Here is a 26,853-nt window from a genome sequence, read left to right on the forward strand (position 1 = left end):
CGTTGGTCGGCGCCGCACGTCCCACAAGCGATCCAGAGCACCCCCGAGTGCGGAAGATGCGCGGGTCGAGAGGGAGTCGTCTATTCGCAACCAATGCGAATACAAGATACTTCTCTTGTCATAACGTCCATTATCAGCGCAATCCATCTCAGTTTCTCGCACTGCAATCACTTAGGCCTGCGGCGAAAAAATAACGAGTGGACTGCTTCTCACGTGCGGTCTGACTTCACTGAGCGTGGCGCAGAGGGCTCATTCCCAACACAGAGGAGAGTGAGGTGCCCGCGTCGGCTCGAGACGTCTGAATTCTCCAGTCAAATCCTTCACGGGTGCTGAGATTGATCGCACCGTACAGCGCGATGGGTAGGACGGGGTTATTCGAAAAGCGTCGGTCGGGTCCGCCTTTCACATTCACGTACTGCTAGGTTTGGCCAACTCTCGTGGCATCCTTGGGGAGAGCTCCTGGACTTTCGATGAACCGTGTTTGGGTGCCTGCGACCGTGAGGTGAGAGTATCCAATGTCGGTGAAGTGCTTTCTTCTCGCACGAGGATGCGGTCAGGGAAGTGAGGGGTGTTGCTCACAGTCGTACGTAGGCCCAACCGTTGAATTGCTGTTCGGCGAGGAAGGCGACCGCGGACGGGGTTGTTGTGACGCCTGGTTGCAGATCGTTGGGCCTGAGTTCCGCGCTGGTCATGCTGTTGCGGCAAGCTAGGACCTCGATCTGGCCGGAGTGAATTGTTTCTGCCAGGTCCGGGGCGATTGGGCTGCCTTTGGCGAGCTGTCTGACCAGGGGGCCTTGCGCAACGATGTGAATGCTAACGTCGGCGCCGAGTTCGGTGGAGCTGTTTCGTGCCACCCGCAGGGCGGCGGTGACAGCGTCGAAATTATTGCCGTGCACATGGATGAGGAGGTGGCGGGCAACCATCAGATGACTTCCTAGGCGTAGTTAAAAATGGCTTTGCGGCTTCGCTTGTACCTCTCCGGTCGAGGGTTGTTACGCAGCGATTGTGGCAGCGAGCAGTTGTTCAACGGTGGGTGCCGGGCGCAGCCCCTCCGGGGTGAGATAGATACGGCAGGCGAGATTCTCGGTGGCGCCTTCCGAGGGAACGCGTTGACCCCGTCGATGAGGATGGTCGAAGACCCGGCGAACCGGTGCGTCCAGGCATCCTCTGGGTGATGAGCTGGGTTGCCATCTCGACGGTGGCGGCCCAATCCGCGGCCGCGAGGGCTGTACGAACGGCCCTCAGCCAGGTCAAGGCCCGGCAGTCTGCGATATGCAGGATCGAGATCTTCATCAGATCATAGTCCCAAGGCGCCACCCGGAAGGGCTGTCCCGTCACCTCCACAGTACGAGTGGCGCTACCGCCTGAGGAGGCGTGCGAAGAAACCGTTGCTGGGTGGCGCGTCGTTGGTGTGACCTGGGCAGCGCTCCGCTCGCGGGATGTCCCGCATGACCTGGCCGACGTGCTGTCCGCAACCGGCCCACGTGGTCTTTTTGCAGGTTCGACAGGTAACAGCTCGGCACATGGTTTTCTCCCTCATCTTCCGGGGCCGTTGCTATCGACCCCCCTCGACATAACTATACCCCCGGGGGTATAGTTAGATCTATGAAAACGATCATCATTGGTGGCGTCGCGGGCGGGATGTCCGCAGCCACACGACTTCGCCGACTCGACGAGCGGCGGGAGATCGTGGTGTTCGAACGTGGCGCGTACGTGTCTTTTGCCAATTGTGGTCTGCCGTACTTTGTGGGCGGTGTGATAGAGGATCGTTCAGCGCTGCTGCTGCAGACGCCGGAGTCGCTCGCGGCCCGGTTCGGTCTTGATGTGCGTGTCAGGCACGAAGTCGTGGGCATCGATGCTGCAGCTAAAACCGTCACCGTCCGAAATCTGGATACAGGTTCCGAGCTCACGGAAACCTACGACACTCTTGTTCTCGCCGGAGGTTCTTCCGCGGGTCTCGGGCCGACGACGGGATTCGTTCCCACCCACACGCTGCGTAGCGTCGAGGACGTCGACCGTGTTCTGGAAGTCCTCAGGTCGCTTGACGGACCTGAACGCGTCGTTGTGGTCGGTGCCGGATACATCGGTCTGGAGGCGGTGGAAAACCTCCTCGCCCGAGGCGCCATGGTCACCCTCGTACAGCGTGGCCCGCAAATCCTTTCACCGCTTGACCCTGAGATGGCGGCCCCGATCGAGCAGGTACTCCGAGGCCACGGCATTGACGTGCGGCTCGGCACGACGGTGACCGGGGCCAGGCCCGGCGTCGTCCAGCTCTCCGACGGAACCGAAGTGGCCGCCGATCTCGTCATTGAGGCAACGGGCGTGCATCCAGAGACAGGACTTGCACGTGCTGCGGGGATCACGGTCGGGCAGACCGGCGGCATCGTTGTCGACGGGCACCAGCGCACGAGCGACCCGTCAATCTTCGCGGTAGGCGATGGAGTTGAAAAAACCGACGCTCTTGACGGTCGGGGCATTCTCGTCACGATGGCGGGGCTTGCGAACAGGCACGGACGCGCCGCCGCGGACGCTATCGCCGGAATCGATCCCGGTCCCGCAGCGCCCGCTTTCGGCACCGGGATCGTGGGCGTGCTTGGGATAACGATCGCTACCGTCGGGTGGAGCGAAAAACGTCTCCGCGCCTCGGGTCGAGCCCACAGGGTCATCCACACCCATCCGTCCTCACACGCCGGGTACTACCCCGGTGCGCAGCAGATGGCGGTGAAGCTGCTCGTTGATCCCGCCGACGACAGCATTCTGGGCGCGCAGATCGTCGGGGGCGAAGGCGTCGATAAACGGATCGACGTGATCGCGACCGCGATGGCCGGCCACATTTCCGCGTCCGGCCTTTCCCGCCTCGAACTCGCCTACGCGCCACAGTACGGCTCCGCGAAAGACGCTGTCAACCTCGCCGGTTACGTCGCGGACAACCTCCGCACCGGGAACACCCGCACCGTGCAATGGCACGAACTCGACACACTCCTGGACGCGGGGGCCACACTCGTCGACGTCCGAAGCCCGGAAGAATTCACCGCCGGCGCGATTCCGGGAGCCGTCAACGTTCCCCTCGACGAGCTACGTGACCGACACCTCGAACTTGCCAACGGACAACTCGTCGTGCACTGCCAAGTCGGACAGCGCGGCCACACCGCAGCACGAATCCTGACCCAGCTGGGCTATGACGTTCGAAACCTCGACGGCGGTTACCTGACCTGGAAAGCCGGCACCTCCCCATCCCGCACATCTGCCACGGCAGAGAAAGAAGCAGCATGAACCAGATCACCGTTGACCAACTCGCTATTCTCGAGGAACCCACCCTCATCGACGTCCGAGAACCAGACGAATACACTGCCGGCCATGTGCCCGGCGCCGTAAACCATCCCCTGTCCGAACTGACCGGCCGAATTGCGGACGTCCCCAACGAAGGACCGGTGTACGTCATCTGCCAGTCCGGCGGACGAAGCGCGAAAGCCACTACTCTCCTCATTGAACACGGAATCGACGCCATCAATATCGAAGGCGGCACCACCGCATGGAGCCAACATCGGCACCCGCTCGTCACGGAGCAGCCATGAAAACCCACGCACAGACAGAGAACGGTCGCCTCCATGACCCGGCAGCCATCCGTAAGGTAGCCAACCGGCTGAAACGGGCGCACGGTCAACTCGCCGCCGTCATTGCCGCAGTGGAAAGCGGTGGGGACTGCCGCGACGTCGTCACCCAACTCGCCGCCGTCTCAAGCGCCCTCGACAAAGCAGGCTTCGCGATCGTTTCAACCGCGCTTCGCCAATGCATCACCGACGAACCCACCACAGATACCACCCAAGAAAACATCGGCCGCGGAAAGCTCACCGTCGACGAGCTAGAAAAACTTTTCCTCACCCTCGCCTGATGGCAGCAACACAGACGAGGATGACGTTCAGAACCCTGGCCGCACCCCGAGCCCGGCGCCAGAGTTCGACGTCGCCGAGCTGCTCTATCCTGCAGGTGCCCATTCTCCCGAACAGAGAATCCGGAACCGACGATGAGAGAGGAGGAGCAGCAAGGCCATCGAAACACCGATCGACGATAATTCTGTGGGTGCCGCATTTGTGGCCCCATTTTCAAAGTCATGATGTGCCTACGGCTGAGACGGTGGTGATTGATGGACATGACTCTTGACGTTGTCACCCTCCGCATTCTCGCCGCTATCGCTGCCACCGGGACATTCACCGCCGCGGCAGCACTCGTGGGCATGTCGCAGCAAGCTGCGTCGTCCCGGATCCGAGCAGCTGAACGCGCTCTGGGATTTGCCATCGCCAACCGCACCTCGGGCGGCCAACACAGCGCACCCGTTAACGTACTCGCCATGAAGCAGTTTCAGCGGCACCCCTACCCCGGCAAGCTCCTTGTGCAGCCGTTCCCAATCAGGTTGCACGAACACGCTTCTAAACCTCCATCCACCGAGGCGTGGGTACGGCGCTCGTCATCGACGGTGTGCACTTTCCGAGCGAGGTCATCGCGTCCATCATCTGGGCCATCACCGTTGCGCCCCTGATCCGCATTCTCCGTGGCGGTCATTCTTCAGGCTTTCGAGCGGGCACGTCCAGATCGAGGTCCAAGAGACCGCGGCGGGACGTTCGAGCCGCAGATAGTGAAGAAGAGGCAGCGCCGGCTGAATGGGGTCGAGGAGATCGTGTTGTCGCTGTACGCGAAGGGATTAACGACGGGCGAGATCTCGGCTCATTTCGAACAGATTTAAGGCGCATCGGTATCGAAGGAGACGGCCTCCAGGATCACCGACAAGGTCGTGGACGAGATGAACGAGTGGTCCACTCGACTACTGTCCGAGGTGTACGCGGCCATCTTCATCGACGCGATCTTGGTCAAGATCCGTGACGGGCAAGTCGCGAATCGGCCGTTCTATGCCGCGATCGGAGTGACCCTTGCCGGGGAGAAAGACGTCCTCGGGCTCTGGGCTGGGACTGGTGGTGAGGGTGCGAAGTTCTGGATGAGTGTGCTCACTGACATCAAGAACCGTGGTGTCAGGGACACGTTCTTCCTCGTCTGCGACGGGCTGTAGGGCCTGCCAGAGGTTGTTGGGAATGTGTGGCCACTCGCCACGGTCCAGACGTTATCTCTGTCCACAATGGTGGTGGTCGGATGTTCCGGCCGGCCACCTGCGCCGTGGCGGTCAGAACCTATTCAGACCTGTCACCTTCGAGGTCCAGATACAGACCCGTTCGATCGCCGCGGGGCAGAATCGTGAATCAGCCAGCGGGAGTAGCAACACCAAAACGACGGTGATTGCCGAGATAAGGTTCTGACGCGAGGCTGCCACGCATCACCGGCATGCAGGTGGAATTCCAGATGGAAGGACACCACAGCCTCATGGCTCAACCACATCTGCACTCCGACATCACCGATGTCTTCGACGCATTCGTGCTCGCTGACACTCTCCGCCACGAACACTCACGCTGGCGACCGTTGCTACCCGCATCCCCAACGCTGATGCAGCTGCGCGCTGTGATCCGGGACCGCGAACGCGTCATCCGAAACCAGCGTGATCTAGAAAATCAGCTCCGCGCCACAATGGAGGCGTACAACCCCGCCGTACTTCACCTTTTCTCCACCCTCGACCGGAACATCTCTTTGGAGTTCATCCACCGCTACCCCCTGCCTGCGCAAGCCGCCCGGGTCAGCCACAAACGGATGGCCAGCTTCATCACACGAGAGCATTACTCCGCGCGGACACCCGCCGAAACGCTCGTGGAAAGAATCCGGCCGCACCTGCTCACCGCAAGCGATGGCACCAATCAGGGCAAAGCATTCACCGCGACCAGGTTCGCACAGCAACTTCAGCTGCTGAACCAGCACGTCAGAGAGTACGACAACGAGATAGATCGCCTCCTCGCACTGCACCCCGACACCCGCATCTTCACCAGCTTCCCCGGAATCGGCCCCGCGACCGCCGCAACACTTCTTGCCGGGATGGGCGAAGACAGGGCCCGGTTTCCCTCAGCGGCGGCGCTGCTCGCTGAAACCGGGCTCGCACCCGTGACGAAAGCGTCAGGGCGTACCAGGCAGGTTCGGTTCCGTTACGCCGCGAATAAACGTATGCGGCACATGATCGACTGGTGGGCCTTCGTCGCCGTCCGCGAAGACCCCCACTGGTCCGGCGTCCTCTACGAAACCGCACGCTCCAACGGCCAAGCACACCACCGAGCACTCCGCGGCATCGCCGCCCGCTGGGTCCGGATCCTCTGGAAGTGTTGGCACGACAACACTTTCTACGACCCCGATCAGCACCCTCACCGCCGTGAAGCTCTGACCGCTGTCCAGTCGGCCATGCCGGGCACCGATCAGCTAGCTCTCACCATGGCCAGCTGACACCCACCGCAAACGCACCGGACTGGAGCAATAGGCCCCAGCCCGGCCGCAGGCGCGCCCGCCCCCAGGAACCAAACAGACCGACAGGTTGACAGCGGAAGTCTGCATCATTCATTTGCTGCGGAACACGTTCCGGCTCGCGTCAAAGCAGGACTGGGACGCGCTGAAACGTGACATGAAACCGATTTACACCGCACGATCACCGGCGGCGGCTAGGACCACTGGTTGACCTGACCGAGAAGTGGGGCACGAAATGAAGTGGGGCACGAAATGAAGTGGGGCACGAAATACGGTGCGATCATCCGGTTGTGGGAGTCCGCGTGGGAAGAATTCACACCGTTCCTGGCGTACGACCTCGAGATTCGAACCATGATCTGTAGCACGAATGCGATCGAGTCGCTGAACGCGAGATACCGGCGCGCGGTCCGAGCACGGGGTCATTTCCCGACCGAGCAGGCAGCGCTGAAGTGCCTGGGGGTGCCCCCGCTGACGCTTCAGTGGGGGAGATCTTGTCACTCGTAGCCTTGACCCAACCGGTCAAGGCCGCACCCGATGGACGATCCGCTGGAAGCCCGCGCTGAACGCGTTCGCCATCACCTTCGCGGACCGCTGGCCCGCACCGGAAACCTACTAATGAAAACCGCCGAAAGCACCGTTCGCGTCGATGCCCCCGACACCTTCCTCGACCTTGGATCCATAGGGACTATACGATTTTCGGTGTAACTCCTGACAAGGAGGAACATGATGACCGATGTGCTGGATGACGTAGTGGAGAACGAGGCCGTGGCGACGGTGAAGCAGAATGACGTGGTCGATGGGGGCTGGTGGAGCAGCTGATCGGGAAAGCCCGTGAGCAGGGTGTTGCGCTGACCGGCGAGGGTGGCCTGTTGGGCCAGCTGACGAAGTTAGTGCTCGAGTCGGCGTTGTAGGGTGAGCTGACGGACCACCCCGGTTACGACAAGCACGAACGTGCCGGCGAGGTCACAAACGCCCGGAACGGCTCGCGGACGATAAAGGTGCTGACCGATATCGGGTCGGTCCCGATCAAAGTCCCACGGGATCGTGATGGCTCCTTCACGCCGCGGATCGTGCGGAAACATCAGCACCGCCTGACGGGTGTGGATGAGATGGTGTTGTCGTTGTCAGCGCGCGATTTGACGCACGGCGATATCAGCGCCCATTTGGCTGAGGTGTACGGCGCTGACGTGTCAAAGACGACGACCACCGCGATGACTGACCGGGTGATCGAGGGCATGCTGAAATGGCAGAACAGGCCTCTTGATCCGGGATGGTTAGGTCACGAACCGGCCAACCTATGTTGCCCTTGCCGTCACAGTCGACGGTATCCGCGACATTTTCGGCTGACCGGAGTTTTAGGAATGCCTTACATGTTCAAGTGATTCGCCGCCGGGTGGGTCGGCCCGATTGTTTTAGGCGCGAGATCGGGCGCCTTCGCTTGAGTGCGCTTCGCTGAGATGTACCCGGAGAGCTGGGGTAGCCAGGATTGTGCCGTTGCGGTCAACTGTTAGCGCGTCGATTGGGTGGTGGTGGGTGGCGTGATCGAGTTGTTGCTTGCCGCCGGAGAGGATGGAGGTAGCGAGTACGTCTGCGGTGAGGATGTCGGCGGCGAGGATGGTGACCTGAGCGAATTCGCTTTCCGGGTTGTGTCGCCAGATGTGTTCGCCGCGTTCCGCGGTGCCGGATGTGGCGACTGCTGACCATGTGGGTTTCAGCCGGATCGTGCAGAGCAGCTCGGTTCGGTCGTGCGGGTCGACGATGCCGATCCGCCAGGGCTCCTCGGTGTTCTGAGAGGTGAGGATGTCGCCGCCGGCGTTGAGTAGCCACCCTGTCGGACTGATCAGGGTTAGCTGGTCCCGGGCGTCGGACATTGCCTTCGCTTTGATGGTTCCGGAGAGGTCGATGACTCCATCGGGGCGGTGCGGGCTGAAGGTTCCGGCTGTCGTGTTTCTCCAGTCAATAGCCTCCGCGTAATTTTCCCGTAGCAGTTGGGAAGAATCCGGGAGCCGGAGTGAACCGTCGGCGATACGGCTCAGTTCGGAGGTGGGCTGGTAAAGGCTGAATATGTCGTCGTATTGTCGGAAGATGCTCTCGACGGTATCCAGCTCGCGGTCATGGATGTCGTCACGACGCAGCCGGAGGCTCGTAACGGTACCCATGGCGTGAAATGTGCGGGTGAGCGTCACCGGCCGGCCTGATCGAGGGCGGACTGCAATGACTTCAGGTACCCGTCGCTGGTGTACGTCGCGCCGCTGACGGAGTCGACGTTCGCGGACTGAGCGGCGAGGATCTCTTGCTGAAGGATTGGTGCCGCCCGGTTACTGATCTGCACTGATCGGCCTCCGTCATCGGTCAGGTGAAGCGGCGTCACGTCAGTGATTTTCCCGGCATCGACGGTGACTTTGACCTGAACGTTTCCGTACGGGGTGCTGACCGATGAGCCGGTGAAGGTGTTCGAGGGTGCCGGAGCAGCTGGGGCGGCCGGGGCGGGCTGCGCCGGTATTGAGGGGGGCGCAGAGGCGGGGGCCGAGGTCTTCGGCTGTGGGATGACTGTTTGTGTGGGTGCCGGAGGTGCCGCGACCCTTGTCGGCGGTGGAACGGGGGCCGCTTCGGTTGTTTGGGCCGTTTGGGCGTGTGTTCCGATGTTCCAGCCTGCGATGATGACCGCACCGGAGGAGACGATGCTGACGGCGATTGCTCGTTTTCTCATGTGTCGAACCTTTCGATGTGGATCTGTTTCTCGGGCAGGCCCGCGTCTCGGGCGTCGGCTAAGACTTCGTTTGCCCACGCTGCTGGGCCGCAGATGAACAGGTCGGATTCGTGCAGGTGCGGGAAGGTTGACTCGAGGGTGATGTTGTTGGCTAGGGCGTGTGCGGACATCCATGTTGGGTAGTTCCTGGGCCGTGGGCCGAGCATGGAGAACGCGCTGGCATTGGTGTTCTTGGCGATTTGACCGATTTCCTGCCACAGGTATTGCTGGCTTCCATCGCTGCCGCGGAGCAAGATACTGGCCTCGCCGGGTCTGAGTTTGGCGTGCTCGAGCATTGCCCGAATCGGTGTCACACCGATCCCGGCCGCGATCACAGTCAGGTATGGGGATGTTCTGGCCTGGTCGGTGAAGATTCCGTATGGTCCTTCGATGGACACGAACGTTCCGGTGCGGAGGCGGGTGAGCCGTGATGTGCCGCGGCCGAGTTCCCGTACCGTGATCCTGACCGTACGGTCAGTGGGCATTGCGGAGAACGAGATCGGGTGGGCATGCCACCAGGTTCGCCGTGACCAGAACCGCCAGATCGCGTATTGGCCGCCCTCGGCACCGAGCCTGCGAAGATCAGCACCGGCGAGCTGGATGGAGACCACCCCGGGTGCGATTTTTTCGATGCGTTCCACTCGCATCCTGTGCCGGAGAGTTCTGATGATCGGGACGGCGAACCGGAATACCGCGATCGCGCCGAACGCGGTGACGTAGAGGCCGATCCAGTAGATGCGTTGAAGCGTTCCGTCGGCGAGGACGCCGCCGATGCTGAGCTGATGCGGAAGCGCGGTGAGCACTGCGACATAGCTGAGTAGGTGGATGACATGCCAGGCTTCGTAAGCGAAGTGGCGACGTACGGCGACCACAGAGGTTACGACGACGCCGAGCAGTAGCCCGGTGCTGATGTAGGCCAGCAGGAGGTCGTTGCCGAGACCGAAGAAGCTGATCGTTTCGGCTATCACGTTGCTGCCGTCGGTGATTGAGTAGCCGACCGTCAGAAGCAGCCCGTGGCCGAGGATCAGGTACAGTGCCGGTTTGCCAAGCTTTTTGTGGAGTGCGATTGCCCGGTCTTGGCCCACTGTTTTGTCGATCCATGGCACGCGTGCTGCGAGGAGGAGCATCAGCAGGATGAGGTCAGTTCCCGCGAGGCCGGTGATGATGCCGGCGGCGGTGATGAACCCGCCCGGGCTGGTGAATTGGCTGGAGCCGCTGTAGGCGAGGTACAAGCTGACCGATAGCGCGACGGAGACCCAGCAGAGTATTCCCATCAGGTCAGCGGCGCGCGCCCGGGCACGGTAGTTCCGGGCGCGTTGCCGCGCAGCGATTACCGTTTCGCGGCTCAGCGGGCCATCCTGTCGCGCACGTTTCGAGGTGCGGGGATGCGCGGTGCTGGTTGCCACGGTTCTCTCCCTGTCTCAGATGACGCTCACCCCGAGCGGATGCGGGGTGGTTCTGAGGAGAGCTTGACGTTGCATCTCGGGTAGACGATGAGGTTCACGGACGAAAGCTGCACGAGATTTCATACATTCGCTATCAGCACTTCCACGATGAGACCGGTTGGCTGCCGATTGGTGAGCGTGATCGTCCCTTCGGCGCGGTCCAGGATGGTGTGCACGAGGGCGAGACCGAGTCCGCTACCCGAAATACCGGAGCCTTGTGCTGTGTCCGGTTGGGAGAATCGTTCGAATGCGTGCGGGATGAACTCTTCCGGCATTCCGGTGCCCTCATCCGTGATGATAAGGCGCAGTGCGGAGGCAGTTTGGTCCAGCGCGACGGTGATGTTTCCGGTACCTCCGGACGCGTTCAGGGCATTGATGAGCAGGTTATCGAGCACCTGACCGAATGCTGTCGGGGTCAGCAGGCATTTCTGCTCGGGTGAAACAATAGTGTCCTCGAACTCGATGGTCACCTGTCCGGCACCGGCGATCATCCGGGCCCGGTCGATCGCGCTCATCAGTTCGGTGACCAATTCACCTGCCGTTGACGTCTCATGCGGGTTTTGCTTCTCACCTGCCGCGTCTAACCGAGACAGCTCAAGAAGATTGCTGGCGAGCCTCGCGAGCCGCGATAAGGATGCTTCGGCTGCGAGGACCTCTTTTTCAAGCGCGGCGGCGTCACCGAAGTGGGTGTGGGCGAGTTCTAACTGCGCTGACATGACAGCGATCGGGGTGCGGAGCTCGTGGCTTGCATCGGAGATCATCTGCCGTTCACGGACGGCTGTTCCTCTGACTCGGCGGAGGAAGTTATTGAGGGTGGCGGCCAGGGCGGAGAGTTCATCGTTCGCCGGGCCTACGGGGAGTTCATCGTCGCTGTCGGTTTCGCTGAGAATCTCTGCCGAGGCGCGCATCTTGGTGACCGGCCGAAGTGCGAGGGTGGTCAGCAACCATGCCGCGAACGTGAAAACCACCAAGATTCCGGCAAGCGCGACGGCGAGACGGCGATCGACCTCGCTGACGGTGAGATTGCTTGTTGCACTGCTTCGGACTGCCCATAGCTGCCACACTCCGGACGGTGTGGCCAGGGTCTTACCGACGACCGTGTAGCTCCCCGCGGCGCTGGTGAGGGTGAAGGTGTCATCGCCGGAAGAATGATCGTGCAGGGCGTCCCGAATACCGGTCGGCACGGTATCGACTCGGTAGGCCCCGCCAGGGTCTCTCACCAACACGAGGATGCCGGCGGCGGGCGGGTCGGGTGTCTCGTTGGGGTTGTTTCGAATGTCAGACATGAATGCTTCTAGATCGCTTGCCGCAAGCGTCCGATCGGACTGGGCGGTGACGGTCAGCATCTGAAGATGAATGCCGACGCCGACCAAGATCAGAAGGGCCGCTGCCACCAGTGCGCTACCCAGGGTGATGCGTACGCGAATGGATAGGGCCCGCATCAGCGGTCGATCGTGGTGCTGGCCTCGTCAAGCTGATAGCCGGCCCCTCGAACGGTTGTAATTTTGACCCGGGCGGCAGCAGCATCAAGTTTCCGGCGCACGTAGCTGACGTATTGATCTACCAAGGTAGGTTCAAAAAACTGCGCAGAGCCCCACACCTCTTCAAGAATTTTGGTCCGGGTGAACACGGTTCCGGGTTGCGAGGCAAGCAACCGGAGCAAAGCGAACTCTTTCAAACTCAGCGAGATGGGTTTACCGTCGACCAGTGCTCTGACGGCAGCGGAATCAACGGTCAGGTTGCCGATGCTTAGCGAGGTCGTGCCACCTGCTTCATCGCGGCGAATGTGGGCCCGGAGTCGGGCGTTCAACTCGGCCACAGCGAACGGCTTCGTCAGATAATCGTCCGCGCCCAGATCCAAGCCGGTGATCCTGTCTTCGACACCATCTCGTGCCGTGAGCATAATGATCGGCAAACGGTTGCCGGACTCACGGATACGCCTGCAGAGCTCGAATCCGCTCATCTTCGGCAGCATCACGTCTATTGCTGCGGCCGTGAACGTTTCATTGCTCAACGCGATCAGCGCATCCATACCGTTCGTGACCAGCACAACTGTGTGGCCCTCACCGGCGAGCCCCCGCTCAATCAGGGCGCCCATCTCCGGGTCGTCCTCAACGACGAGCACTCGTGACACGCTCACCTCCAAGCACCGCCCGTAATTGTTTCACTTGACCAGTCGTTCACGCTGGCACCTAGACGACACCGGACGTACCCAGGGCGGATCCGATCGCGAATGTTGCAAGAAGCGCTAGAGCACCCCCGATGACGACTCGCAATGTTCCCCTCAAGACCCTGGCGCCGCCGAGTATCGCCCCCGTGACGCCCGTTGCGGCGAGGGCGATGAGCACAACAACGAACGTCACTGGCACGCGCAAAGGTTCGGGTGGCAGGAGGATAGCGAGCAACGGCAGAACACCGCCGATGAGGAAGGAGAGTGCAGATGCCCCTGCCGCGCTCCACGGGCTGACGACGTCGCTTTCGTCGATGTTCAGCTCCATTGCGAGGTGGGCTTTGAGTGCATCCTTGTTGGTGAGTTCCACGGCCACCTGTTTCGCCGTCTGAGCCGATAGACCTCGGCCTTCGTAGAGTCCTGCCAGTTCTTCGAGTTCACCGTCGGGGTCGTCTCGGAGCTCAGCGCGTTCTTTTTCAATCAGAGCGTGCTGCGAGTCTCGTTGCGTGCTGACGGACACATACTCACCAAGCGCCATCGATATTGCACCGCCCACAAGTGCGGCGCTGCCGGCGGCGAGGATTACCGGTGCCGCAGAACTCGCCCCGGCAACGCCAACAACGATCGCGGCAACCGACACGATGCCGTCGTTAGCTCCGAGCACTCCGGCGCGAAGCCAGTTCAAACGACCAGAGAGGCCGCCGAAATGGGGTTCATCTTCTTGGGGGGAGACGGATGCGTCGGGAGATGAGGTGCTCATTCCCACACACTAAGCAGTTCCTGCTGCCATGACCAGGGTGGGAAGCCTAACCTACGCGTTTGGCTCCCAGCTGGGTTTCAGCTTGGGGCGTTGCGGTGCGATCAGAACAAGCGCGGGGAAGGTGATCAGGGCGAGAGCAAAATGCATGATCACGAGGGCAACAACCGCAAATACCGGCTGGCCCTTGTACAAAATCCACGCATCAGGTGCCAGACCGACAACGGTGACAAGCACTGTGAGCCATAAGAACGGACGGCGGGCGTTCGATGATATAAGGCATATCAGTGGCCACGAGATGCAGGCCAGCACGACTCCGATGATGGTCAGTTTGCCGTAATCCGCAAACCGGAAATGGTCGTAGCCCGCGATGGATGGCCAAAGCGTTGAGGAGGCCGCGGCTATGGCTGCGCAAGCCAAGAGAGAAAGAACAACTGCGACGATCGTGGCAATGACGAACCTGACCACGCCCGGCTGCGCCCCGCCGAGCGGCAGATCAAACCCTGCCCTAGTCAAGACAGTGCCACCCCGTGGAAGCGATGGTCCATTCGCTTTATCATCGTCCATGCGTCCGGTCTGTCCCTAGCCAGTCTCAAATCAGCGTGCGTCGACTCGATTTGGCGAGCATACCCATGTGTTGGCGTAGGAAACAGAATCATTCGAATACTCGATAGTTTTCGACGTCACGAAACTACCCGGCGCCGCTTTGCGGACTCGCAGTGGCAACGGCAGTGGCAGAAGTTGCTGAGCGGCGTAGGCCCACCTTTAGGCGGTACCGATACTGATGCCCGGGAGGCGGCTGACCACCGCCGCGGAACCTGGAACGCCAGGTGACTACGCGCGTCGGCCGATGTCCGGTGGAATGCCGAGACCTCGGAGCCGCTACGCGACCCAGGCTACGGTAAGGCCCGATCTCAACTGCCACCTATAGACGCAAGCCATGTGATCAATCATTAGAACGATGCCGGTTCGCCCTGCAGTCAGCTACCTTCGAGTGGAACGCTGCCGCTGTTGCTCCTGGCGTTGTGGCCTGACGCATGCCGTCTTTTGGCCCGTCAAGGATCAGACCGAGAAAGGTGGGACACCAACGATCAGCCTCCCGACGGAGATAAGGAGTCTCTTCGTTTCGACTTTGCAGTGTCGAAAGCCTGAAGTGTGACCGTCACGGAGAATGCGGATCAGGGGCGCAACGGTGATGGCCCAGATGATGGACGCGATGACTTCGCTCGGAAAGTGCACGCCGTCGATGACGAGCGCGATTGGGTCGGCACTTGCCGGCGATCGATGGCATGTTGACCACGAATCTAACGGCGCCGAGGAAGCAGCGCCACATTGCACGGCCTGTCTTTGCCCGGCTAGCGGAAAAGCATGGTGCGACTGAGTTGTCGTGCTCCGCTGTCCGGGACTACGTGCGGGAACGGCGGGCACACGTTGGAGGCGGAGGCCGGCCGGCACGATGACGCGTTCGTGCCCCAGTTGCACGCGCCCGGCGCGGAAGCAGAAGTTAATTTCGGTGACGACTACGTGATTCTCGCTGGAGTGAAAACGAAGTGTCACATATCTGTGACGCTGGCAAGCGGTGCACGGGTGTACTCGACCCAAGGCTGGGAGGCGTTTCTGAAAGGTCACATCGATGCATTCGAAACAATCAGTCGGACCCCTTCCCTACCCGGCACATCAGGTCCGACAACGTCAGCAGGGCGGTCACGAGCGTGCAGTCCGGCACCGGCCGGTGCCGGACTGAGAAGCCGAGCCGGGTGCTTTTTTGCTCGCACTACGGCTTCGACCGTTCTACGGCCCGCCCGGTATCGATGGCGCACACAAAAAGGGGGGGGCATCGAGCCGGGCGTGGCCTTGACGCCCCGTGTTGACAGGTCGAGCCTGATCACGGTGCGGATGGCGAAGTACTCCGTACCGCAGGGCAAAGTGACCGAGGGCTTGTCACTTCGCGCCTCAGAACTGGTCGTGGGACGGCCGTAAGGCAGCGAATCCAACGGCGGTCAAAAAGTTTCCCGCCCCAGCGGGCGGGCATGGTCGTTCGTGCGCAGCGAGCGTTGGCGGAGTGAACGTGCGATTGCCGCGATCGCGGCGATCGCTGCGCCGAAGCCGAGTGATGCGAGGAGACCGATGATGGGTTTGGAGGCGAACATCGTCCCGAACGTGGTTGCGACAACAACGTGGTAGAGGGTGTAGATCGAGGCTGCCAGGAGGGAGAGGGGAAGAAACCGGCGAACGGAGAGTCCGCTTGCGCCTGCGGTCATGGTGACCGCTACTCGGGCGGAGGGGATAAATTTCGCGACGATCAGGATGGGTCCTGGCCGATTTGCGATTTGGCCAGCGGCCCAGGAAAGTACTTGGGCGACTTTGGGTCGCCGGGTCCACTTCCATCGGGTCATGCCGAGGTGTCGGCCGATGAGGAACGCGATGCCGTCGCCGACAACAGTGGCCGCGGTCCCGACAAGCAGAACGGTCAGCGGAGCGGGCCCATGCCCAGTCGCGCCGAGAGTCGCGAGGGCGACAACGGTGGTCTCTCCGGGAACGAGGGGGAAGAACCCGTCGATGATGAGCAACAGGGCCAACACGACCAACGCCCACGGCGATAACGCCAATGAATAGATGAAGTCCGGCAAGCTGCTCACCCGGCTGACTCTTCCAGTTCGTCCTGAGAATCGGCCCACGGCTGTGGGTCGTCGGGCGCTCGAGCAGCCATGAAACCACCTCACCCGAAGGGTCACAACTCTCCGACTCCCGCTACGCCGCTTTGTCTAGAGCGTGAAGATCAAAGGCCGAGGATCAGATACAAGTGCCAATTAGCTCTCAGGCGAGGATAAGGACTTTCTTCGTTTCGAAGTTGCATTGCCGAAAGCCTTGAGTATCACGGCCACCCAGATTATGCGGATGAGGGGCGCCACGGTAATGCCCCAGACGATGGACGCGATGACGTCGCTCGGAAAGTGCACACCGTCAATGACCAGTGCTGTGCCAACACCAAAGATCAGCACTCCCCCAATGGTGCCGACGATCCAGCGGTTTCGCCTGGAAGCGAGTCCCAACACGATCGTGACGATGAGGGCTGTTGCGAAGGCGGCGTGGCCGCTGGGGTATGAGGCGTCGATTTGGGCGGGGTCGAAAGGGAAGGGCAGGAGAGCAGCGTCCGGTCGCGGCCTGTGCACGATCAGTTTGACGACTGCCAAGGAGACCCACGTCCCGGCGATCGTTACGGCGAAGGTCGACGCTACGCGGAGGCTCCGAGTAATCGCGGCGATGATGGCGGTGAAAACGGCAGTGCCGACGATCGCCGGTGCCGGGCCGAAGGTTTGATAGACCGCGTTCGCTAGAGAGCCAACAGCGCCATGATGGTGGGCGTTCAAAACTTGGACGATAGCGAAGTCGACGTGAGTGGTGCGGATGAGGAGGCCGACGATGAGAACAACAAGGACCCCGATGGCTGCGGTCCAGATGATTCGCGCCAAGTGAGCCGGAAAAGAGACGAGGAGCGTTTGGAACAAGCTTCGGGATCGACATTGCGACGATTGATGGACAGGGGTTGGCTGTACCGTCATGCCTCAGCCGCCTCAGCCGACTCTGCCATCGAATCAGACGAAACGCGCATGGCGTCGTAGACCAGGCCGGCGTAGTGATTGAGCGAGGCGATGCTTCGTTCCAGGGCATCGCGAGCAGCTGATGCTTCGGACGTGGCGATGTCCGCGAACTGGCGTTTATCGAGCTCGAGGATCCAGCGCTGCAACCGTCCGAGACTTTGCTCTTCCTCCTCCAGCTCACCGAAGGTAAATTTTTGCTTGGCGATCTCTCTGTCGATTTCGCCCTGGAACTTGCCACAATCGGCGATGAACTCTTTCCATTCGTCCCGCCGAGCCGCCTCGAACAGCTCCGGAAGCATAACCCCAGATGTCACGTCACGAGGCTGTGTTGCGAGAACGGCCAACGCGCCGCCTCCTTTCTCGCAGAGATGCGCGACACGAGCGATCGCGGGATCAAACTTCGGATCCTGCGGTAACGCCCATGCACCCGAGGAGATCGGGACAGCGCCCGCTTTACGAAGCTCCCGCCAAACGGCGACCCGATGACGAGACGGTTCAGCCGGCATGCGGCTGATTAGGATCAGCCACTGATTATCATCATTCATCCGCTCATTGTAACAACTGTTACAGTGTAGTTGGCCAGACGTTGCAGTTCACCGAAGGCTGTTATCCGCATTTATCAGAGGTAGCGCTGTTTGTCGCTCTCAGTATGGAATGGTGGCCTACCGCGTATTTCGCTCTCGGTACGGGCGCCTTGGGGTGGATCTCGTTCCACAACCCTCGCAACACACGCGCTCTCCGCGTGTGTTGCTCGGCCTCTTCGCTCGGGGTGGAGCTTTCAGCTCAGCGCCAGCGCGTGTGGTTAGCGTGCAGGCAGGGAAGGTGGTCGGGTTTGGAACGTGAGCTTCGGCGGGTCACCATCAGCATTGTGGCCATGTTTTTGTCTCTGCTGGTAGCGACATCGATCATTCAGGCTGTTCAGGTGGATTCCTTGAACGCGGACCCACGGAACATTCGTGCTCAAAACGTGCAGGCTCTGACCCAGCGCGGCGCGATCCTTGTCGCCGGTCGACCCGTCGCGCAGTCCATTCCAGCAACCGATTCCTACAAGTACCAGCGGGTGTATAGCAACGGGCCGCTGTATTCGGCGGTGACCGGGTTTTTCCCTGTGGACGGGGAATCGACCGGTATCGAGGGTGCCATGCAATCAACGCTCGCGGGAACGAACAACAAATTCTTCGACCAAATCAACTCTTTATTCACCGGTCAACATCCGCAGGGCGATTCCGTTGAGTTGACTCTCGATCCGGTCGCGCAGCAGGCGGCGTTCGACGCCCTGGGTGGGCTGCGCGGGGCGGTGGTCGTTCTGGAACCTAAAACCGGCCGGATTCTGGCGATGGTCTCCACGCCCAGTTTCGACCCGAACACACTGGCAGACCACGACACTGCCAAGGTCAACACAACGTACAGCGGACTGCTTAATGAGCCAGTGGATCCGTTGGTGAATCGTGCCACCGGAGGGAACTTGAACCCGCCGGGCTCCACCTTCAAACTCGTCGTCAGTTCGGCTGCTTTCGGAACGGGCCAGTACACCCCCGATAGCCAACTGCCAAACCTCAGCGTCCTCCCGCTTCCAGGCACGTACACGGGGGTACATAACGACACCAACACGCCTTGCGGGCCGGGAGGAACAGTGTCCATCGCAACGGCGGAAGTCAACTCCTGCAACATCCCGTTCGCTGAGCTGGGTATGAAACTCGGCGGCCAAACAATCAAGGACCAGGCCGACTTGTTCGGCTTCAACCAGAAACTGAATATCCCGTTCCCGGTCACCGCTAGTTCATACCCGTTGTACACAGACCCGGCGCAGCTAGCGGAAAGCTCATTTGGTCAGCAGGACGACCGGGCAACCCCGTTACAGATGGCGATGGTGTCCGCGGGAATCGCGAACGCCGGGACCGTGATGTACCCGAACCTCGTCGACTCTGTCATCTCCCCTACTCTGCAACCGGTGCAAACATTCAGTCCCCGCGTGCTCAGCACTGCGACCTCTCCGGCGACAGCGGCAGCGGTCACGCAGATGATGCTCGCCGGGGTGAGCACCGGCATCGCGTCTGGCGCGCGGATCCCAGGCGTAGACGTCGCCGGTAAAACTGGGACCTCACAGAACGGGCCCGGGCAACCGTATTCGCTGTGGTTTACCGGCTTCGCGCCCGCCCAGAACCCGCAGTACGCGATCGCGGTGGTCGTGGAAAACGGTGCCGGGCAAGGGCAGAACGCTGACGGAAACGGCGTCGCGGCACCCATCGCCAAAAAAGTACTGCAAGCCCTCCTGCACAAATAATTCAGCAAGCAAGCACGGTGAAATTGTCGGCTGACGCACAGCAATCGCGGGGAAACTAGCTATGCGGCAGGGTGTCGTTACCCGCGTCAGCGGCCCGGCGAGGGTGAGCTGCTCGAGGAGACCGTCGCACTATCCGCCGGATCTCTAGACGACGGATCTCTAGACGATGGACGGTGACGTGTCTACGTAGTCCACTGGCAAGAAGAGGCGGAGGCTGTTACCTATGTTCAGGCGGCCGCGCGTACCGTTGTCGATGAGGAATGGCGAGGATGTTGTGTTGACGAAGCCGAAACGACGCGGTGAGAGGTCGATTCGCTCGACGGGTGCCAGCAGTTCGTCGACACCGGATTCTTGGGGGTGGGGTCGGCGGGTCGGGTTGGTGATCGGGCTTGTCGTCTCTGCCGGAGTGGTGACTGCCATCGGGTTATTCTTGGCCACGTCCTCGGCTCCCCGCGAGCAAGCACCCGAACCCACGGTCGTCGCGGTTGGTCACCATCTCAGCGATAGCGTCCAGAACCTGATGACATCTGTGACCCCGGCGCCACCGGATCTGAACCCGTCGACCACGGTGCAGCTGCAAGCGATGGTGGCCCACATTGCGTCCCAGGCAACCCGTGGCGACTACCCGGCCGCTTTAGAAAGCCTCGACGCGCTGGGCGTTCAGGTCGTCGCGGACGGTAACGGGGCGACGATATCAAGTGACCGGGTGGTATTGGTTCAGGCCGCTGTCTCCCAGCTGCGGGCGCAACTGGCAACCCTCAGCCCCTCGCAGGCAAGTATCACCCCGGCGCCTGCCCCGTCATAGCCCAGGTCAGCCGAACATGCCGGTCAGCCGAACATGTCGGCGGGGTGAAATGCGCGCCACCACGGGCCGGGGTCGCTGAAGCTGGCATCAAGCACCAACGGAACGGTGGCGACGTGACCGCCGGTCGTGAGTGTTGCGGTGCCGACAGAATCTCCGATCACCTCGGTGGCCTCGGGTTTGGCGGTGGCGGTGACGGTTGTGGGTGTGTCTGACCAGACCACGGCGGTGACGTCGCTCTTGGCGACGACGTGCACTGTTTGCCCCCACGCGGTGTGGTAGCCGCCGAGGGTGTCCCCGGCTCTGACGAGTTGGGTTTGGTGGAATCCAGCGGACACGGTGCGAAGGGTCGCGGTGATGTCCGTGTCGAGTTGTGGATGGGACGCCCCGTTCAGCAGGACCCCGACGATGACGATGGGTTGACTGCCGACATTGACGGTGGCAGCGAACAGCAGGCACGCGCCGGCCTGGGCGGTGGTACCGGTTTTGATTCCATCGACATGGGTGGTACCAAGAAGCTGGTTGGTGTTCTTCACGATCCCAATACCAGGGAGATCCGCTGCGGGCTGACTCACGATGGACGCGAGCACCGGGTTCGCTAACGCCAGCTCACCAAGCGTCACGAGATCGGCGGGACTAGACATGCTCTGCGGTGAGATGCCGCTGGTATCCGCGACGCTGGTGTGGCTGAGATGACGTCGGCCAAGCCACGCGTGGGCCGCGGCAAGGTACGCCGGCACTGACCCATACGCCCATACCGCGAGGGAGGTCGCGTAGTTGTTCGCAGAGGGAAGCAGCATCGCCTCCAACGTCTGGTTCTCCGTGAGACTGGACCCCGCGGTCACCGGAGCGACGGAACCGTCTTGGGCGAGCTGGTCGTTGTAATAGCCGACATCCGCATTCGTGAACGTGATCGCAGGTCCCGCGTCCCCTGCGTTCAATGGTTTTGCTCGCAACACGACAAGGGCGGTAACGATCTTCGTGATACTCGCGATCGGTACCGCGCTTTGGTCACCGTGCGTGCTGAGCAGCCCCGGATACCCGACCGCACCGACGGCGCCGCTGCCATATCCAGGCCAGGACACGGACGCTTTGGAACCGGGAACGCTCGTCGCAGCGTTGATCGTCGCGGTGTCGAAGGTCGCAGGCGCAGCGGGCGGGGGGAAGAGTTGGGTTCCGACCAGGAACGTTCCGCATATCAACGTGACCAGCGTGACGGCTGCTGCGACGAGGCGGCGGCGGCGACGGTACTCACGCTGCCGTCGAAGGGCCGCCGATGCTGTCGCTGACTCATCCACCCCGAAAGGCTAACCAGCAGATCTTGCAAGGACCTGAAAGATGAAGACTTGTGTGCTGAGAGCACCCAAACACGACCCCTGCACCACCAACCTGCCCTGGCTGCAAAGCTTCGACCTCCGTGCCTCTTCTGGCTGCACCAAACCAGTTCAAATGACTTGTAACGACACCGGATTTGGTGGCCGGTACAAAATTCGGTCTGAGAGTTTACGAAGAACCAGTCCCACCCGTCCGTTCGGTACCGAAGTAGCCGGCCGGATGCCCGGCTGGGCCCTGCTAGAGGTACTGGCCGTCTTGACGTTCGGTAGCATCGGAGCATGGTGAGCCCGGCATCGTCGACGCACGCGTCGTGGCTTATGCGGTTGGGTGTAGTGACCGTGCTGGTGGGTGTGGGCAGCGGGATCGGGGGGCTGCTGGTCAGCGTGAGTTTGCACGCGATCGAACATTTCGCTTACGGCTACACGGACGGCACGTTCCTTGACGGCGTCACGGCTTCCACCGATTTCAGGCGTGTTGTCGCTCTCGCGATGGCTGGCATCATCGGGGGTGTCGGCTGGTGGGCGCTTCGACGGTGGGGCAAACGGGTCGTTTCGATCGAACGAAGCGTCGCCGGTGAGAAAATGCCCGCACTGACCACTGTCTTGAACGCGGGCCTTCAAATTATTATCGTCGGCCTCGGTGCGTCGATCGGCCGGGAAGTCGCGCCGCGGGAACTCGGGGCGCTTTTCGCGGGATGGCTCAGCGAGAAAGCTGGAGTGACTGCCAGAGAGCGACGCATCCTCGTAGCCTGCGGTGCTGGCGCGGGGCTTGCCGCCGTGTACGACGTACCCCTCAGCGGGGCCGTGTTCACCATCGAGGTGCTCCTTAGCGAGCTCACCCTCGCGACGGCTCTTCCCGCACTTGCAACCTCAGCGATAGCAACCGTCGTGGCTCAGTTCGCCGTACCGTCGGGGGCCTTGTATGCGTTGCCGCAGTTCACCCTCACGGGTTCGCTTTTCGTCTGGGCGCTGATCGCCGGCCCGGTCCTCGGGTTCGCTGCCGTCGGATTCGTGCGGCTCGTCACCTATTTTGGTGCGCACCGGCCCACGGGGTGGCCGATCCTGATCGTCATGCCCGTCACGTTCACCCTCGTTGGGCTGCTGGCCATCCCGTTCCCCGAGATCCTCGGCAACGGCAAGGCATTGGGTGAGGTCGCGTTCGCAGCGACCGGGTCGGCACTTTTTCTGGGGCTGTTTGGCGGTGGTGAAGACAGCGACTACCGTCGCCACGATCGGTGCCGGCGCGGCCGGCGGCACGCTCACCCCGTCCCTCGCGATCGGTGCGGCACTCGGCGGCTCCCTCGGCGGGGTGTGGAGCCTGATGTGGCCAGGTACCCCCGTGGCAGCGTTCGCGTTCATCGCCGCGGCAGCGTTTCTTGCCTCCTCGATGCGGGCACCATTCACCGCCCTGATTCTGATGATCGAATTCACCGGCCAAGGGCCCGCGCTTCTCGTACCGACAATGCTTGCCATCGCCGGATCGGTGACCGTCGGCTACATCATGACCCGCCGCCGCATCACCGGCATCGACTAACCACCAAGCACAAAGGGTGCCAGGTCACGATGCGGTCCGTGCACCAGCTCACCGGCAGACGTATCGTTGTCCCATGACGGACGCGGGAGCCCCTGGACGGTCAGCTCTTGGTGGGTGTGACCAGGCCGACCCCGAAGCTGTCCTGCACGGACAGGCCCGGCAGGCAGGCAGGATCGTTCAAGCCGTTGCTTTCCTCGTCGGCGGGGTGCTCATTTTTGCTGCCGCGGTACCCGCTGGTCTCGCCGGGCTCGGCCTTGCCGCCGCGATCCTCTCGACGCTGGCGAGCATGAGCCTTGTCGCCCGGAACCTGCAACCCACAACGCTCAGCGGGCTCACCCAAACCGGTTCGCCGGCCCGGAGTTGGCTGAGCGTCACCAGCCTGATCCTCACGCTGGTCGCCGCTGCGGTCGATGTCATCACCGTCGCCCTCCTCCTAACCATCCGGTAACCTGAGGCCGCTATCCGTCGGAGACAACCTTGTGCCAGACGCTCAGACCACCACCAGTTGCGCAATGTCAAATCACCCGTCACCCGGGCTGGCGGAGGATCACCCAGCGTATTTCCGTGCTGCTTTACTATCCTCAGGCCCGTAACGTGCATTCATCGTTCGCAGGCGCAGAAAGAAGACTCAGATGGTTCACGCCAGCATCCCTAGCCCGCCGATCAGCTCCTTCAACATCGGCCCGCTGACGATCCATTTCTACGCCTTGTGCATCCTGGTCGGCATCGTCATCGCCGTCTGGCTCACCCAACGACGCCTCGCTCAGCACGGTGCCGAAAAGGGCACCGTCATCGACATTGCGCTCTGGGCGGTGCCGTTCGGCATCATCGGCGGCCGGTTTTACCACGTCGTGACCCACCCGAACGACTACTTCTTCCCCGGCGCGGACCTCTGGAAGACGCTCTTCGTGTGGGAAGGCGGGCTGGCGATCTTCGGTGGGATCCTTTTCGGTGGGATCGGCGCGTTCATCGCCTGCCACCGGAAAGGTATCCGGTTCTGGGCATTCGCTGACGCCCTGGCCCCCGGCCTGCTGCTCGCTCAAGCATTCGGCCGGTTCGGTAACTACTTCAACCACGAACTCTACGGCGGACCCACAACCCTGCCATGGGGGTTACAAATCGAATCCACCAACGCCGCATTCCCGCCCGGCCTGCCGGCCGGGACGCTTTTTCATCCGCTGTTCTTGTACGAGATGATCTGGAACATCGCCGGCGCGTTCCTGATCATCTACATCGAACGACGGCTCCGACTGCACTCCGGGGAAACCCTCGCCCTGTACTTCATCTGGTACGGGTCAGGACGGGCGTTCTTCGAATGGTTACGCCTTGACCCCACCGAATTCACCTTCCTCGGCCTGAAGGCCAACGTCATCGCCGCGCTCCTCCTCGCTATCGCCGGGGTTATCCTCCTCGCGATCCAACTCCGCCGAAAGCTGCCCTACCCCGACAACGCATACCGTCCCGGACGAGAACCAAAGACCGCATCACGAACGCCGCCTGCCACCGATGGGCAGACAGAATCAACACCGGAACGCCTCCGGGAGGGCACCCCATGACAACACCGGACCGTACACCGCATCCGGGAGTGGGCGCCGATAGTGCTACCCGGTTTCCACAGAAAGCTGACATGTGAACCGGCGGAAGGAACCTATCGGTCCCGTACTACGCCCGTCGATCGCCCTCGTGATCGCGTTGGGTATCGTAGCTCTCATCCAACAAGGCCCCTGGCTCCCGGTAGCGCTAAGCGTCGCCGTACTCGCCATAACGTTCCTCATACTCGCGCTCCTGCAACGCCGTCCCCAACGCCCAAGAAAATAGGCCCCGAGCGCTAACCCGGGAACGGCGCGCCTCAAGCTCCCGGGGTACACGATGTCGGTCAACGGCGAACAGCCAACGGCCAACTTCGAGTTGCCATGCTGAGCGCTTGTATGCACGTGAATCGGATGCTCGTCACGACGGGGAAACGTGAACGCGCCCAGCTCGTGTTGGTTGATCAGCCTCACATCCAAAAATGTGGGGATTCACACCGAGACTTGCACCGCGATGTTAGGACAGTGAACTAACTTACACATTCTGCAGCCGTCTCGTGGACGTCGGCTCGATCTCGGTGTGGCTTGAAAGGGAACACGATGTCTGCTGAATCGGAGTCGACCCAGGAGCTTTCCCCCCAACTGGATGTAGGTACGGAGGATGAGCCGGGCAGGGCGGGTCGGCGACGCAATCCAGTGGCCCGGTTCTTCGGGGTTCTCGGCCCGGGTTTGGTGACGGGCGCGGCAGATGACGACCCTTCCGGGATCGCAACGTATTCTCAGGCCGGCGCGACGTACGGGAACGGGATGCTCTGGACCGTACCCTTGACGCTGCCGCTGATGATGAGTGTGCAAGAAATCTGTGACCGTACCGCGCTTGCTACCGGCGATAGTCTCGGGAAACTGATCCGGCGCCGGTTCACCAGGAACTTCCGGATCGCGATCGGGGTTCTGTTGGTGGCGCTGATCGTGGCGAACTGCCTGAACCTCTCCGCCGATCTGATGGCCATCGGGCAAGGCATGCAACTACTGGGCGCGGGCCCCGCACCGGTCTGGTCGGCTCTTGCTGGGGCCGGTATCTTCGCGGCCCTCGTCGCGGGGTCGTTCGCAGTGATCGGGAGAATCTTCAAATGGTTGTGCATGGTGTTGCTGGTGTACGTCGGAGTGCTGTTCGTGTCGAACGTGAACTGGGCCGACGTCGCTGACGGGCTGATGGGCCGGCAGCTCCAATTCGACCCCGCGTACCTGGGCTTAGTTGTCGGGGTCCTCGGCACCACAATTTCGCCGTACATGTTCTTTTGGCAATCAGCGCAACGAATCGAAGAACTCCGCGCGGAAGACGAAGGCGGCGAGCACGCAGCCCCACTGAAAAACCGCACACCGGCCGCTGCGAAACGTAAACTCCGAAACGGTCGGACTGACGTGTTCTCCGGGATGGCGTTCTCTGTTCTGATCATGTTCGCGATCATGGCAGCGACCGCCGCGACCCTCGGCACCCACGGCACGCCTGTGAAAAGCGCCGCTGACGCAGCACAAGCCCTCGAGCCGATCGCGGGCAGCTACGCGACGATCCTCTTCGCTGCCGGGTTCATCGGCTCCGGCGTGCTCGCCGTTCCAGTCCTCGCCGCGTCAGGAGCCGCGGGGCTGTCTGGGCTGCTGAACAAAAGTTGGGGTCTTGACCGTGGACCCCGCAACGCGCCGATCTTCTATGGCCTGCTGGGTGTTGGGATTGTTGCCGGCACGATTCTCAGCGTGATCAGCTCGGACCCGATCGGGTTGCTCGTGCTCAGCGCGATCGTGAACGGGATCGCGGCCGGCCCGTTCCTGATTGTGATGATGCTCATCGCCCGGGACCGGAAGATCATGGGCAAATACCGAAACGGTAAACTCGCCGCGACCCTCGGCTGGGCCACCACCGGAATCATGTGCATCGCCGGCGCCTACGGCCTCTGGTACACCCTCACCAGCAATTAGACGGCCCCATAGCGGACAGTGTCCCCGGATGGCAGGCTGGTAAACCCGGGTACAAGTGATGAATGGTGGAGAACCCATGGTGAGCAGCGCTGCAGCAAAAAAACAGGCCAAAGAGGCGTTGAAGAAAGCGGAGAAAGCGGTAAAGAAGGCGCGGAAGGCGGTTCGGAAATCATCTAAAAGGCTCCGCAAGCAGGCGGATGGGCTCCGCCAAGAGACTCGTAAGCTAGCCAAAAAACACAAGGCTAGCCTGGACAGTGCCGCAATAAACAAGAAGCCAGCGAATGCT

The 26,853-nt window shown here is 61.7% G+C and carries 24 protein-coding genes and 5 pseudogenes; 16 read left to right on the top strand and 13 right to left on the bottom strand.

The features are described from left to right. Positions 1-575: 575 nt before the first annotated feature. Positions 576-923, bottom strand: a complete 348-nt coding sequence (locus D4765_RS10250; protein ID WP_136642205.1) for a DsrE family protein — start codon at positions 921-923, stop codon at positions 576-578. A gap of 682 nt (positions 924-1,605) precedes the next feature. Here D4765_RS10250 and D4765_RS10255 point away from each other — a divergent pair. The 8 genes and pseudogenes from D4765_RS10255 to D4765_RS10290 all read left to right on the top strand — a co-directional run. Further along, positions 1,606-3,273: an FAD-dependent oxidoreductase gene (locus D4765_RS10255; protein WP_136642206.1), complete on the top strand. Its 1,668-nt coding sequence runs from the start codon at positions 1,606-1,608 to the stop codon at positions 3,271-3,273. Continuing rightward, positions 3,270-3,575: a rhodanese-like domain-containing protein gene (locus tag D4765_RS10260; RefSeq protein WP_136642207.1), complete on the top strand. Its 306-nt coding sequence runs from the start codon at positions 3,270-3,272 to the stop codon at positions 3,573-3,575. Before D4765_RS10255 ends, D4765_RS10260 begins: the two co-directional genes overlap by 4 nt. Then, on the top strand, positions 3,572-3,892 hold the full coding sequence (locus D4765_RS10265) for a metal-sensitive transcriptional regulator (RefSeq protein WP_136642208.1): 321 nt from the start codon (positions 3,572-3,574) through the stop codon (positions 3,890-3,892). Before D4765_RS10260 ends, D4765_RS10265 begins: the two co-directional genes overlap by 4 nt. 258 nt (positions 3,893-4,150) lie before the next feature. Beyond that, on the top strand, positions 4,151-4,537 hold the full coding sequence (locus D4765_RS20155; protein ID WP_161580409.1) for a LysR family transcriptional regulator: 387 nt from the start codon (positions 4,151-4,153) through the stop codon (positions 4,535-4,537). A 60-nt stretch (positions 4,538-4,597) separates the two neighbouring features. Then, a pseudogene (locus D4765_RS10275) lies at positions 4,598-5,059 on the top strand (IS256 family transposase); the annotation flags it as partial. A gap of 311 nt (positions 5,060-5,370) precedes the next feature. Further along, positions 5,371-6,369: a transposase gene (locus D4765_RS10280; protein WP_237280371.1), complete on the top strand. Its 999-nt coding sequence runs from the start codon at positions 5,371-5,373 to the stop codon at positions 6,367-6,369. A gap of 91 nt (positions 6,370-6,460) precedes the next feature. Beyond that, positions 6,461-7,003 (top strand): annotated as a pseudogene (locus tag D4765_RS10285) (transposase); the annotation flags it as partial. Positions 7,004-7,110: 107 nt separating this feature from the next. Beyond that, positions 7,111-7,731: pseudogene (locus tag D4765_RS10290) on the top strand (transposase); the annotation flags it as partial. Positions 7,732-7,799: 68 nt separating this feature from the next. Here D4765_RS10290 and D4765_RS10295 read toward each other — a convergent pair. The 7 genes from D4765_RS10295 to D4765_RS10325 form a co-directional block, all read right to left on the bottom strand. After that, entirely contained in the window at positions 7,800-8,573 is a 774-nt protein-coding gene (locus D4765_RS10295; RefSeq protein WP_237280372.1) for an FAD:protein FMN transferase, read from the bottom strand. Continuing rightward, entirely contained in the window at positions 8,570-9,097 is a 528-nt protein-coding gene (locus D4765_RS10300) for an FMN-binding protein (RefSeq protein WP_201799284.1), read from the bottom strand. The genes D4765_RS10295 and D4765_RS10300 overlap by 4 nt, the downstream gene beginning before the upstream one ends. Further along, a complete protein-coding gene (locus D4765_RS10305; protein WP_136642212.1) occupies positions 9,094-10,542 on the bottom strand; it encodes a ferredoxin reductase family protein in 1,449 nt (482 codons plus the stop codon). Before D4765_RS10305 ends, D4765_RS10300 begins: the two co-directional genes overlap by 4 nt. 119 nt (positions 10,543-10,661) lie before the next feature. Then, positions 10,662-12,023: a sensor histidine kinase gene (locus D4765_RS10310; RefSeq protein ID WP_136642213.1), complete on the bottom strand. Its 1,362-nt coding sequence runs from the start codon at positions 12,021-12,023 to the stop codon at positions 10,662-10,664. Continuing rightward, positions 12,023-12,706 (bottom strand): response regulator transcription factor, encoded by a 684-nt coding sequence (locus D4765_RS10315; protein WP_237280373.1) that lies wholly within the window; start codon positions 12,704-12,706, stop codon positions 12,023-12,025. Before D4765_RS10315 ends, D4765_RS10310 begins: the two co-directional genes overlap by 1 nt. A 67-nt stretch (positions 12,707-12,773) precedes the next feature. Beyond that, complete coding sequence (locus tag D4765_RS10320) at positions 12,774-13,511, bottom strand: VIT1/CCC1 transporter family protein (protein WP_136642215.1); 738 nt, start codon at positions 13,509-13,511, stop codon at positions 12,774-12,776. Between the two features lie 51 nt (positions 13,512-13,562). After that, positions 13,563-14,075, bottom strand: a complete 513-nt coding sequence (locus D4765_RS10325; RefSeq protein WP_136642216.1) for a hypothetical protein — start codon at positions 14,073-14,075, stop codon at positions 13,563-13,565. Between the two features lie 686 nt (positions 14,076-14,761). On the opposite strand from D4765_RS10325, the pseudogene D4765_RS19695 reads away from it, so the two are divergent. Further along, positions 14,762-15,549, top strand: a pseudogene (locus D4765_RS19695) (IS21 family transposase); the annotation flags it as partial. On the opposite strand, the gene D4765_RS10330 reads toward D4765_RS19695, so the two are convergent. From D4765_RS10330 to D4765_RS10340, 3 genes are all read right to left on the bottom strand, one after another. Next, positions 15,509-16,243: a DedA family protein gene (locus tag D4765_RS10330; protein ID WP_136642217.1), complete on the bottom strand. Its 735-nt coding sequence runs from the start codon at positions 16,241-16,243 to the stop codon at positions 15,509-15,511. The pseudogene D4765_RS19695 and the gene D4765_RS10330 overlap by 41 nt on opposite strands. Before the next feature lie 75 nt (positions 16,244-16,318). Beyond that, positions 16,319-17,071 (bottom strand): phosphatase PAP2 family protein, encoded by a 753-nt coding sequence (locus tag D4765_RS10335; protein ID WP_136642218.1) that lies wholly within the window; start codon positions 17,069-17,071, stop codon positions 16,319-16,321. Beyond that, on the bottom strand, positions 17,068-17,655 hold the full coding sequence (locus D4765_RS10340) for a Chromate resistance protein ChrB (RefSeq protein WP_136642219.1): 588 nt from the start codon (positions 17,653-17,655) through the stop codon (positions 17,068-17,070). Before D4765_RS10340 ends, D4765_RS10335 begins: the two co-directional genes overlap by 4 nt. Positions 17,656-17,942: 287 nt before the next feature. On the opposite strand from D4765_RS10340, the gene D4765_RS10345 reads away from it, so the two are divergent. Then, entirely contained in the window at positions 17,943-19,394 is a 1,452-nt protein-coding gene (locus tag D4765_RS10345) for a peptidoglycan D,D-transpeptidase FtsI family protein (protein ID WP_136642220.1), read from the top strand. Positions 19,395-19,553: 159 nt separating this feature from the next. Here the strand turns inward: D4765_RS10345 and D4765_RS10350 are convergent, their stop codons facing one another. Beyond that, a complete protein-coding gene (locus D4765_RS10350; protein WP_136642221.1) occupies positions 19,554-19,814 on the bottom strand; it encodes a hypothetical protein in 261 nt (86 codons plus the stop codon). Positions 19,815-19,914: 100 nt separating this feature from the next. Here D4765_RS10350 and D4765_RS10355 point away from each other — a divergent pair, with 100 nt between their 5' ends. Continuing rightward, entirely contained in the window at positions 19,915-20,199 is a 285-nt protein-coding gene (locus D4765_RS10355; RefSeq protein WP_136642222.1) for a hypothetical protein, read from the top strand. 23 nt (positions 20,200-20,222) lie between these two features. Here D4765_RS10355 and D4765_RS10360 read toward each other — a convergent pair whose 3' ends face one another. Continuing rightward, complete coding sequence (locus tag D4765_RS10360; RefSeq protein ID WP_136642223.1) at positions 20,223-21,494, bottom strand: D-alanyl-D-alanine carboxypeptidase family protein; 1,272 nt, start codon at positions 21,492-21,494, stop codon at positions 20,223-20,225. A 525-nt stretch (positions 21,495-22,019) separates the two neighbouring features. Between D4765_RS10360 and D4765_RS19970 the strand changes: the two are divergent. The 5 genes and pseudogenes from D4765_RS19970 to D4765_RS10380 form a co-directional block, all read left to right on the top strand. Further along, positions 22,020-22,658, top strand: a pseudogene (locus tag D4765_RS19970) (chloride channel protein); the annotation flags it as partial. A gap of 76 nt (positions 22,659-22,734) precedes the next feature. Beyond that, positions 22,735-23,064 carry a chloride channel protein gene (locus D4765_RS19975; protein WP_272898620.1) on the top strand — a complete coding sequence of 110 codons (330 nt, stop codon included), beginning with the start codon at positions 22,735-22,737 and terminating at the stop codon, positions 23,062-23,064. A 73-nt stretch (positions 23,065-23,137) separates the two neighbouring features. Next, positions 23,138-23,512, top strand: a complete 375-nt coding sequence (locus D4765_RS10370) for a hypothetical protein (protein WP_136642224.1) — start codon at positions 23,138-23,140, stop codon at positions 23,510-23,512. Between the two features lie 184 nt (positions 23,513-23,696). After that, complete coding sequence (lgt, locus tag D4765_RS10375; RefSeq protein ID WP_136642225.1) at positions 23,697-24,620, top strand: prolipoprotein diacylglyceryl transferase; 924 nt, start codon at positions 23,697-23,699, stop codon at positions 24,618-24,620. Positions 24,621-25,193: 573 nt separating this feature from the next. Further along, positions 25,194-26,567: an Nramp family divalent metal transporter gene (locus D4765_RS10380; RefSeq protein WP_136642226.1), complete on the top strand. Its 1,374-nt coding sequence runs from the start codon at positions 25,194-25,196 to the stop codon at positions 26,565-26,567. The last annotated feature ends 286 nt before the right edge of the window (positions 26,568-26,853 follow it).

This window comes from Subtercola vilae (genome assembly GCF_004923255.1).
GTDB classification, from domain to species: domain Bacteria; phylum Actinomycetota; class Actinomycetes; order Actinomycetales; family Microbacteriaceae; genus Subtercola; species Subtercola vilae.

What these genes read in the sequence shown, in the direction of transcription:
- D4765_RS10300 (WP_201799284.1), bottom strand. Translation starts at nt 9,097, where the DNA reads ATGAGAAAACGAGCAATCGCCGTCAGCATCGTCTCCTCCGGTGCGGTC.
- D4765_RS20155 (WP_161580409.1), top strand. Translation starts at nt 4,151, where the DNA reads ATGACTCTTGACGTTGTCACCCTCCGCATTCTCGCCGCTATCGCTGCC.
- D4765_RS10380 (WP_136642226.1), top strand. Translation starts at nt 25,194, where the DNA reads ATGTCTGCTGAATCGGAGTCGACCCAGGAGCTTTCCCCCCAACTGGAT.
- D4765_RS10320 (WP_136642215.1), bottom strand. Translation starts at nt 13,511, where the DNA reads ATGAGCACCTCATCTCCCGACGCATCCGTCTCCCCCCAAGAAGATGAA.
- D4765_RS10250 (WP_136642205.1), bottom strand. Translation starts at nt 923, where the DNA reads ATGGTTGCCCGCCACCTCCTCATCCATGTGCACGGCAATAATTTCGAC.
- D4765_RS10335 (WP_136642218.1), bottom strand. Translation starts at nt 17,071, where the DNA reads ATGACGGTACAGCCAACCCCTGTCCATCAATCGTCGCAATGTCGATCC.
- D4765_RS10265 (WP_136642208.1), top strand. Translation starts at nt 3,572, where the DNA reads ATGAAAACCCACGCACAGACAGAGAACGGTCGCCTCCATGACCCGGCA.
- D4765_RS10260 (WP_136642207.1), top strand. Translation starts at nt 3,270, where the DNA reads ATGAACCAGATCACCGTTGACCAACTCGCTATTCTCGAGGAACCCACC.
- D4765_RS10255 (WP_136642206.1), top strand. Translation starts at nt 1,606, where the DNA reads ATGAAAACGATCATCATTGGTGGCGTCGCGGGCGGGATGTCCGCAGCC.
- D4765_RS10325 (WP_136642216.1), bottom strand. Translation starts at nt 14,075, where the DNA reads ATGGACGATGATAAAGCGAATGGACCATCGCTTCCACGGGGTGGCACT.
- D4765_RS10350 (WP_136642221.1), bottom strand. Translation starts at nt 19,814, where the DNA reads ATGGCAGTCACCACTCCGGCAGAGACGACAAGCCCGATCACCAACCCG.
- lgt (WP_136642225.1), top strand. Translation starts at nt 23,697, where the DNA reads ATGGTTCACGCCAGCATCCCTAGCCCGCCGATCAGCTCCTTCAACATC.
- D4765_RS10340 (WP_136642219.1), bottom strand. Translation starts at nt 17,655, where the DNA reads ATGAATGATGATAATCAGTGGCTGATCCTAATCAGCCGCATGCCGGCT.
- D4765_RS10310 (WP_136642213.1), bottom strand. Translation starts at nt 12,023, where the DNA reads ATGCGGGCCCTATCCATTCGCGTACGCATCACCCTGGGTAGCGCACTG.
- D4765_RS10280 (WP_237280371.1), top strand. Translation starts at nt 5,371, where the DNA reads ATGGCTCAACCACATCTGCACTCCGACATCACCGATGTCTTCGACGCA.
- D4765_RS10370 (WP_136642224.1), top strand. Translation starts at nt 23,138, where the DNA reads ATGACGGACGCGGGAGCCCCTGGACGGTCAGCTCTTGGTGGGTGTGAC.
- D4765_RS10355 (WP_136642222.1), top strand. Translation starts at nt 19,915, where the DNA reads ATGACATCTGTGACCCCGGCGCCACCGGATCTGAACCCGTCGACCACG.